The following is an 8,628-nucleotide window of genomic DNA, read 5'->3' on the forward strand; positions in this document are numbered from 1 at the left end:
CGCCTCCGGGCACGGCGCTTAGCGCGCCAAGGCTCGTGCCAGAGCCTCCTTCCCTTCCCCGCCCCTGAGCCACCCTGCCCGCGTGCCTGCGGCCTGGGCGCACACCCCCATCAAGCCGCCGGCAAACGCGCCGATGCCTGGTTGAGCTCTCTTTCCCAGCCTGCCAGACAAGAGGAACAATCATGGGGTTTCTGCAACGCTTCGGCGCGCGTGCCCGCCAGGGCGGTAGCGGCGTGTTCAGCCTGACCTGCTCCGCTCGCGAATTAGGCGACCGCCTCGGCGGCGTCGCCCTCAACCCCACTTACATCGCCGGCTTCGTCTCGCCGCACCTGGACCTGGACGCCATCGCCCGGCAACTGGCGGGGCGCTTTCCCGGCGCATCCATCAGCCTGTGCACCACCTCCGGCGAACTCTGCGGCAGCGAGCAGCGCCTGTATTGCGCCGCCGACGGCGCCTGGGACCGGCTGGTGCTGCAATTCTTCGACGCCTCGGTCATCGCCTCGGCCGAGGTGGTGCACGTCCCGCTGGACAGCGAGGACATCCGCCGCGGCGGCCCGCGGCGCAGCATGAAGGAACGCCTCGCCCGCCTGACCGAGTCGCTCAAGCGCCTGCAGGTGCGCACGCCCATCGATCACCGCGATACCCTGGCCTTCGTGCTGTTCGACGGCCTGTCCGCCTCGGAATCCTTCTTCATGGAGGCACTGTACGAGTCCGGCCGCTTCCCCTGCCTGTTCGTCGGCGGCTCCGCCGGCGGCAAGGGCGACTTCCGCCAGACGCTGCTGCACGATGGCCGCCAGGCCTATGAAAACCATGCCCAGCTGGTCTTTCTGAAGATGGCCAGGAACACCCGCTTCGGGGTGTTCAAGAGCCAGAACTTCAGCGCCACGCCGCTCAGCCTCAGTGTCCTCACCGCCTCGCTGGAAGAGCGCTACATCAGCCAGGTGGTCGACAGCCGCGGCCAGATCAAGAGCATGGTGGCGGCCCTCTGCGAGGCCCTGAGCTGCCGCGCCGAACAGCTGGAGCAGCGCCTGGCGGACTATTCCTTCGCCATCCGCGTGGGCGAGGAGCTGTTCGTCCGCTCCATCGCCCGCATCGACTACGCGCGCGAGCGCATCCACCTGTTCTGCGACGTGGCGCCCGGCGAAGAGCTGGTGATGGTCAAGCGCACCTCGCTGGTGGACACCACCCGCCAGGACTTTGCGCGCTTCCTGCAGGGCAAGAGCGGCACCCCGCTGGTGGGCGTGCTCAACGACTGCATCCTGCGCCGCGCCAACAATGGCGCCGAGCTGCCGCGCATGGGCGAGGTGTTCGGCCAGACGCCGGTGGTGGGCTTCTCCACCTTTGGCGAAATCCTTGGCCTGAATCTCAACCAGACGCTCACCGCGGTGTTCTTTTTCCGCACCCCCGAAGGCGCGCCCTTCCGCGACGACTACGTCGACAACTTCGCCGCCCACTACGGCGAGTTCAAGGCCTTCTTCCTGCGTCGGCAGATCAAGAAGCTGGCCGGCCTGAGCCAGGTGGTGGTCAACCAGATCAACGAATTCAAGCGGCAGAACTTCACCGGCGTGGTGGATGCCCAGGGCCTCGACGACTCCATCCAAGCGGTGTTCGGCGGTCTCGCCGATCTCGGCCAGGTCCTGCGCCAGGCCCACCAGAGTCGCCAGGAGATCGGCGAGCAGTTGCGGCACTACTCCGGCGAACTGCACAGCAGCATGGACGATCTGGCGGGCAACATCCTGCAGCAGGGCGAGGTCACCCGCCAGGCCGACAGCACCGTGCAGCACCTCACCGAACAGGCCGAGGACGTGGTGCGCAGCGCCAACGAGCTGAGCCAGTCGAGTCTGCGCATCCAGTCCATCGTCCAGGTGATCCAGCAGATCGCCGGCCAGACCAACCTGCTGGCGCTCAACGCGGCCATCGAGGCGGCGCGCGCCGGCGAGAGCGGTCGCGGCTTCGCGGTGGTAGCCGACGAGGTGCGCAACCTGGCGGCCATCACCCACAAGAACGCCGCCGAGATCGGCGCCGACATCGACCAGCTGTCCCGCGCCATCAGCGAGGTCGGCGCCCATATCGCCGGCCAGGCCGAGGACGTGGGCTCGCTGCAGGAGCTGCTCGCCGTCCTGCGCGAATCCGGTCGGCTCACCGCCCAGACCTCCCATCGCACCAAAGACATCGCCGATACCCTCACCGGCCTTACCGCCGCCACGTCGTCCTAGGTCGCAGGGACTTACCGTTCGTCGGCACTGACCGGCAAGTCGCACCCGCCGCCCTCGTAGCTGCCCCTCACCAGGGGCAGATACCGGCGGGCGGCGGATTACCTTCCGAGTGACCGCAGGGTCACGGCCAGCGCCGTGGCTTGCGACCCCATTTTGCCCCTGCCAGCGACCCACGGGTCAGCAATAGACGCCCCAAACCCGCTGCCGGCCGCCTCTACGACTTCTGTAGTTACTATACGAAAGCACTACAAAACTCCATTGACGACGCCTCGAACTCCTGCAAATCTCTAGCTGCACCGGACGCGAACCCCTATCCATGCGGGTCGCGCCTGGGCTCCGGGTGACCCTCGGGCCGTCTTGCGTAGTGATGCTCAAGAGGCACTACAAAAGAAGACGACTGAAATGCCGCGCTGCTCGAGGCAGCATCGCCAGAGGTGACGTCCGGATCCATGCAGGTACGTACGGCGACATGACTCGACAGCTGGGCTGACCTTTCGCCTTCGCGACCGGCATCCGGGTGGCAACCGCCATCCCGCTGCCGGACGTTGGGAAAAGACTGGTACCCAAGCCAACCTCATCGAGAAGGATCGACTCATGTCCGCTTACGAGAACGACGTTCAGGCCATCGCCGCCCTCAAGAACAGCACCGGCAATCACTGGAGCGCCATCAATCCGGAATACGCCGCCCGGATGCGCCTGCAGAATCGCTTCAAGACCGGTCTCGACATCGCCCGCCACTGCGCGGCCATCATGCGCCAGGACATGGCCGCCTACGACGCCGACAGCAGCGCCTATACCCAGTCGCTGGGCTGCTGGCACGGTTTCATCGGGCAGCAGAAGCTGATCGCCATCAAGAAGCACCTGGGCAGCACGAAAGGCCGCTACCTCTATCTGTCGGGCTGGATGATCGCCGCGCTGCGCTCGGAATTCGGCCCGCTGCCGGACCAGTCCATGCACGAGAAGACCAGCGTGCCGGCGCTAATCGAAGAGCTCTACACCTTCCTGCGCCAGGCCGACGCCCGCGAGCTGGCCATGCTGTTCCGCGACCTGGACGCCGCCCGCGCCGCCGACGAGAACGCCAAGGCCGCCGCCATCCAGGCGAAGATCGACCACTACGAGACCCACGTGGTGCCGATCATCGCCGACATCGACGCCGGTTTCGGCAACGCCGAGGCCACCTACCTGCTGGCCAAGAAGATGATCGAAGCCGGCGCCTGCTGCATCCAGCTGGAAAACCAGGTCTCCGACGAGAAGCAGTGCGGCCACCAGGACGGCAAGGTCACGGTGCCCCACGAGGACTTCCTGGCCAAGATCAACGCGGTGCGCTACGCCTTTCTCGAACTGGGCGTGGACGAGGGCGTCATCGTCGCCCGTACCGACTCCCTGGGTGCCGGCCTGACCAAGCAGATCGCCGTGAGCAAGCAGCCGGGCGACCTGGGCGACCAGTACAACGGTTTCCTCGACTGCGACGAGGTGGATGCCAGCCAGCTCGGCAACGGCGAGGTGCTGATCAGCCGTGATGGCAAGCTGCTGCGGCCCAAGCGTCTGGCCAGCGGCCTGTTCCAGTTCCGTGCCGGCAGCGGCGTGGACCGGGTGGTGCTGGACTGCATCACCTCGCTGCAGAACGGCGCCGACCTGCTGTGGATCGAGACCGAGAAGCCCCACGTCGGCCAGATCAAGGCCATGGTCGACCGCATCCGCGACGTCGTGCCCAACGCCAAGCTGGTCTACAACAACAGCCCCTCCTTCAACTGGACCCTGAGTTTCCGCCAGCAGGTGTTCGACACCCTGCAGGCCGAGGGCAAGGACGTGTCCGCCTACGACCGCGCCAAGCTGATGAGCGTGGACTACGACGACACCGAACTGGGGCGTCTGGCCGATGCGCGGATCCAGAGCTTCCAGCGCGATGCGGCGCGAGAAGCGGGCATCTTCCACCACCTGATCACCCTACCCACCTACCACACCGCGGCCCTGTCCACCGACAACCTGGCCAAGGGCTACTTCGCCGAGGAAGGCATGCTGGCCTACGTCAAGGGCGTGCAGCGCCAGGAGATCCGCCAGGGCATCGCCTGCGTCAAGCACCAGAACATGGCCGGCTCGGACATGGGCGACGACCACAAGGAATACTTTGCCGGCGAGGCCGCGCTCAAGGCGGGCGGCAAGGACAACACCATGAACCAGTTCCATTGATCACGGCCACTGCGGAGGACACGCTCATGAACCTGAACGACAACCCCGGCCTGGACGATCTCAAGCAACTGTTCGGCCGGCTCAAGGACAAGAACCACACCCACATCCTCTGGGTCTGCGAGAGCGGCGCGGTGCATGTCGACCGCCTGCCCGGCGGCGAGACGCCCGAGCAGTTCGAGGAGCGCCATCCCAGCCTGCGCATCCGCTTCAAGACCTACAACAAGGGCGGCGGCTACGTCGGCAAATCGGCCGCGGCGGACGACAACTTCATCAGGAGCGTCCACGCCGCCCTGCAGGAGCACTGGCGCCTGGCCGGTCGGCAGCAACAGCCGGCCTATGTGGATCGCTACTGCTAGCCATGAAAAAGGGCGCGCCGGATAGTTGACCACCCGGCGCGCCCTGCCCCACCTCCGAGGCGACTCGTCCGCTCCTGCATGGCCCTGCAGGCTCGGGCGAGTCGCTTCTTCCGTTTACAACACGAACAAATCCACGAAGCGATGCACCGGGGTGGCTTCCAGCCCTGCCTGGTCCTTGCACAGCTCGAAGATCTGGGCGCAGCGACCGGCCGGGAAGCGAGTCGCCAGGTTGCTCTGGAATTTGCGCTCCAGCAGCGGAATGCCCTCCTCGCGGCGACGGCGATGACCAACGGGATATTCCACGGCGATCTTCTCGGTGCTGCTGCCGTCGGTGAAGAACACCTGCAGGGCGTTGGCGATGGACCTCTTGTCGGCTTCCAGGTACTCGCGGCTGTAGCGCTCGTCCTCGACGATCTCCATCTTCTCGCGCAGCTGGTCGATGCGCGGATGGGCCTGGTGGAAGGCATCCTCGTAATGCTCGGCGATCAGGTCTCCGAACAGCAGCGGTACGGCGATCATGTACTGCAGGCAGTGGTCGCGGTCGGCGGCATTGGCCATGGGGCCCTGCTTGGAGATGATGCGGATGGCCGATTCGTGGGTAGTCACCACGATCTTCTCGATCTGATCGACGCGATCGCGCACCTGGGGATGCAGGATCACCGCGGCTTCGGCGGCGGTCTGGGCATGGAATTCCGCCGGGAAGCTGATCTTGAACAGCACGTGTTCCATCACGTAGCTGCCAAAGGCCTGGGGAAAGCTGAACTGACGCTGGTCGGCCGGCTTGGTGGCCAGGTCCTTGTTGGTGTGGCTGAAGAGCACGTCGTAGAAGCCCCACTGGGGTGCGCTGAGCACGCCGGGAATGCCCATCTCGCCGCGCAGGGCGATGTCGGCCAGGCGCACGCCGCGGCTGGAGGCGTCACCGGCGGCCCAGGACTTGCGGCTGCCGGCGTTGGGCGCATGGCGATAGGTGCGCAGCGCCTGGCCATCGACGAAGGCGTGGGAAAGCGCCGCCAGCAGTTGCTCGCGGTTGGCGCCCATCAGCTTGGCGCTGACCGCGGTGGAGGCCAGCTTGACCAGGAAGACGTGGTCGAGACCGACACGGTTGAAGGAGTTTTCCAGGGCGAAGACGCCCTGGATCTCGTGAGCCATGACCATGGCTTCCAGCACCTGGCGCATGGTCAGGGGCGCTTCGCCCTGGGCCACGCGGCGCTGGGAAAGGTGGTCGGCCACCGCCAGGATGGCACCGAGGTTGTCGGAAGGATGGCCCCATTCGGCGGCCAGCCAGGTGTCGTTGTAGTCCAGCCAGCGAATGATGCAGCCGATGTCCCAGGCTGCCTTGACCGGGTCCAGGCGATAGCTGGTGCCCGGCACCCGCGCACCCTGGGGCACCACGGTGCCCTCCACCTGGGGGCCGAGCAGCTTGGTGCACTCGGGGAAGCGCAGGGACAGCAGGCCGCAGCCGAGGGTGTCCATCAGGCAGTTGCGGGCGGTGTCCAGGGCCTCGCGGGAGGTGACCTGGTAGGTCAGCACGTAATCGGCCAGGTCCTGGATGACCTGGTCGTAGTCGGGTCGGTTGTTGAAATCGACGTTGGCGCTCATGAATTTTCCTTTATATCGTGGCCGTGGCGGTCCGCCGATGCGGCCGCTCCTACGGGGGTTGGCTGCCGAGGGCGCTCCCGTAGGAGCGGCCCATGGCCGCGATCAAACAATCAACGGTTGGCGATGGGCGTGAAGGCCCGCTGCTCGACACCGATGTAATCCGCGCTGGGGCGGATGATGCGGTTGTCGGCGCGCTGCTCGAAGACGTGGGCGCACCAGCCGGCCGTGCGCGAGCAGACGAAGATCGGCGTGAACAGCGGCGTCGGGATACCGAGGAAGTGATAGGCCGAGGCATGGTAGAAGTCGGCGTTGGGGAACAGCCCCTTCTCTTCCTTCATGGTGCGGTCGATGGCCTCAGAGACCGGGAACAGCACGCGGTCGCCCACCTCCGCCGCCAGTTGCCGGGCGTAGTCCTTGATCACCTCGTTGCGCGGATCGCTGTCGCGGTAGATGGCGTGGCCGAAGCCCATCACCTTTTCCTTGCGTTCGAGCATCTGCTTGAGGCCGCTGACCGCCTCCTCGGGCGAGGCGAAGCGCTCGATCAGCGCCATGGCCGCCTCGTTGGCGCCGCCATGCAGCGGGCCGCGCAGGGAGCCGATGGCGCCGGTGACGCAGGAATAGAGATCCGACAGCGTCGAGGCGCAGACCCGGGCGGTAAAGGTGGAGGCGTTGAATTCGTGCTCGGCATAGAGGATCAGCGAGACGTTCATCACCCGGGCGTGCAGATCGCTGGGCGCCTTGCCGTGCAGCAGGGTGAGGAAGTGGCTGGCGATGTCCGGGGCGTCACTCGTGCAGTCGATACGGGTGCCGCGCTGGCTGAAGTGATGCCAGTAGAGCAGGATCGCCGGAAAGGCGCCAAGCAGGCGATCGGCCACCTGCTGCTGGTCGGCAAAGCTGTGTTCCGGCTCCAGGGTGCCCAGCAAGGAGGCGCCGGTACGCATCACGTCCATAGGGTGGGCACTGGCAGGAATGCGCTCCAGGCCTTCCTTGAGCGGCTGCGGCAGGTCGCGCAGCGCGGCCAGGCGCTGGCGATAGGCGTCCAGTTGCGCCTGGGTCGGCAGCTCGCCATAGAGCAACAGGTGGGCGACTTCCTCGAAGTCGGCTCCTGCCGCCAGTTCACGGATGTCATAGCCCCGGTAGGTGAGGCCGGCGCCGGTCTTGCCGACGGTGCAAAGCGCGGTGCGGCCGGCGACCTGACCACGCAGGCCGGCGCCGCCGAGGGTTTTGCTGTCTGCCATCGTCTCGCTCCTCTTGGAGTTGTTGTGCGAAAAAGCGGGCGTTCAAAGCTTTCTTTACGATCTCGCGAGCTAGCGACAAACAAGGCGGAAGTGGCTGAGGAAGCGGATCGGACTCGCGCTCGAGTTCACGAGTGGTAAATGAGCATTCCGACCGGGCTGGCGACCCAGGCCACTTCCAACGCAGTTTGGCCGACGCGCAGCAGATCGTTAGGATTTCTGCTGCTGGAACAGGCGATCCAACTGGTCCTCATACCTGTGATAGTCGATGCGGTCATAGAGCTCGGCGCGGGTCTGCATGGTGTCGACCACCGCCTGCTGGCTGCCGTCGCGGCGGATCGCCGTATAGACGTTCTCGGCAGCGCGATTGGCGGCGCGGAAGGCCGACAGCGGATAGAGCACCAGGCTCACGTCGGCGCCGGCCAGTTCCTCGGTGGTGAACAGCGGCGTGGCGCCGAATTCGGTGATGTTGGCCAGGATCGGCACCCCTACCGCCTGGGCGAACTGGCGGTACATGGACAACTCGGTGATGGCCTCGGGAAAGATCATGTCGGCGCCGGCCTCGACACAGGCGCAGGCACGGTCGATGGCGGCCTGCAGGCCTTCCACCGCCAGGGCGTCGGTCCGCGCCATGATGACGAAGTCGGGATCGGTGCGGGCATCCACCGCCGCCTTGATGCGATCGACCATCTCCTGCTGGCTGACGATTTCCTTGCCCGGCCGATGGCCGCAGCGCTTGGCGCCCACCTGATCCTCGATGTGCATGGCGGCCGCGCCGGCCTTGATCAGGGCGCGGGTGGTACGGGCCACGTTGAAGGCCGAGGCGCCGAAGCCGGTGTCGACATCCACCAGCAGCGGCAGGTCGCAGACATCGGTGATGCGGCGGACGTCGATCAGCACGTCTTCCAGCCCGCTGATGCCCAGGTCCGGCAGCCCCAGGGAGCCAGCCGCGACGCCGCCGCCGGACAGGTAGACGGCCTGGAAGCCGGCGCGCCTGGCCAGCAGCGCATGATTGGCATTGAGGGTGCCGAC

At 66.2% G+C, this 8,628-nt stretch carries 6 protein-coding genes; 3 read left to right on the forward strand and 3 right to left on the reverse strand.

The genetic code is table 11. From position 1 onward, the window contains the following. Positions 1-182: 182 nt before the first annotated feature. From GSQ95_RS26860 to GSQ95_RS14435, 3 genes are all read left to right on the forward strand, one after another. Entirely contained in the window at positions 183-2,216 is a 2,034-nt protein-coding gene (locus GSQ95_RS26860; RefSeq protein ID WP_158892724.1) for a methyl-accepting chemotaxis protein, read from the forward strand. A gap of 594 nt (positions 2,217-2,810) precedes the next feature. After that, on the forward strand, positions 2,811-4,406 hold the full coding sequence (locus GSQ95_RS14430; RefSeq protein WP_158892722.1) for an isocitrate lyase: 1,596 nt from the start codon (positions 2,811-2,813) through the stop codon (positions 4,404-4,406). 26 nt (positions 4,407-4,432) lie between these two features. After that, positions 4,433-4,762, forward strand: coding sequence for a hypothetical protein (locus GSQ95_RS14435; RefSeq protein ID WP_158892720.1), 330 nt, complete (start codon positions 4,433-4,435; stop codon positions 4,760-4,762). A gap of 114 nt (positions 4,763-4,876) precedes the next feature. Here GSQ95_RS14435 and prpD read toward each other — a convergent pair whose 3' ends face one another. The 3 genes from prpD to prpB form a co-directional block, all read right to left on the reverse strand. Then, entirely contained in the window at positions 4,877-6,361 is a 1,485-nt protein-coding gene (prpD, locus tag GSQ95_RS14440) for a 2-methylcitrate dehydratase (RefSeq protein ID WP_158892717.1), read from the reverse strand. Between the two features lie 110 nt (positions 6,362-6,471). Then, on the reverse strand, positions 6,472-7,599 hold the full coding sequence (prpC, locus tag GSQ95_RS14445; protein WP_158892715.1) for a 2-methylcitrate synthase: 1,128 nt from the start codon (positions 7,597-7,599) through the stop codon (positions 6,472-6,474). A gap of 207 nt (positions 7,600-7,806) precedes the next feature. Further along, a partial coding sequence (prpB, locus tag GSQ95_RS14450; protein WP_158973836.1) for a methylisocitrate lyase occupies positions 7,807-8,628 on the reverse strand: 822 nt, incomplete at its 5' end.

The sequence above is a fragment of the Pseudomonas sp. BAV 4579 genome (genome assembly GCF_009765395.1).
Taxonomy (GTDB): Bacteria; Pseudomonadota; Gammaproteobacteria; order Pseudomonadales; family Pseudomonadaceae; genus Chryseomonas; species Chryseomonas aestiva.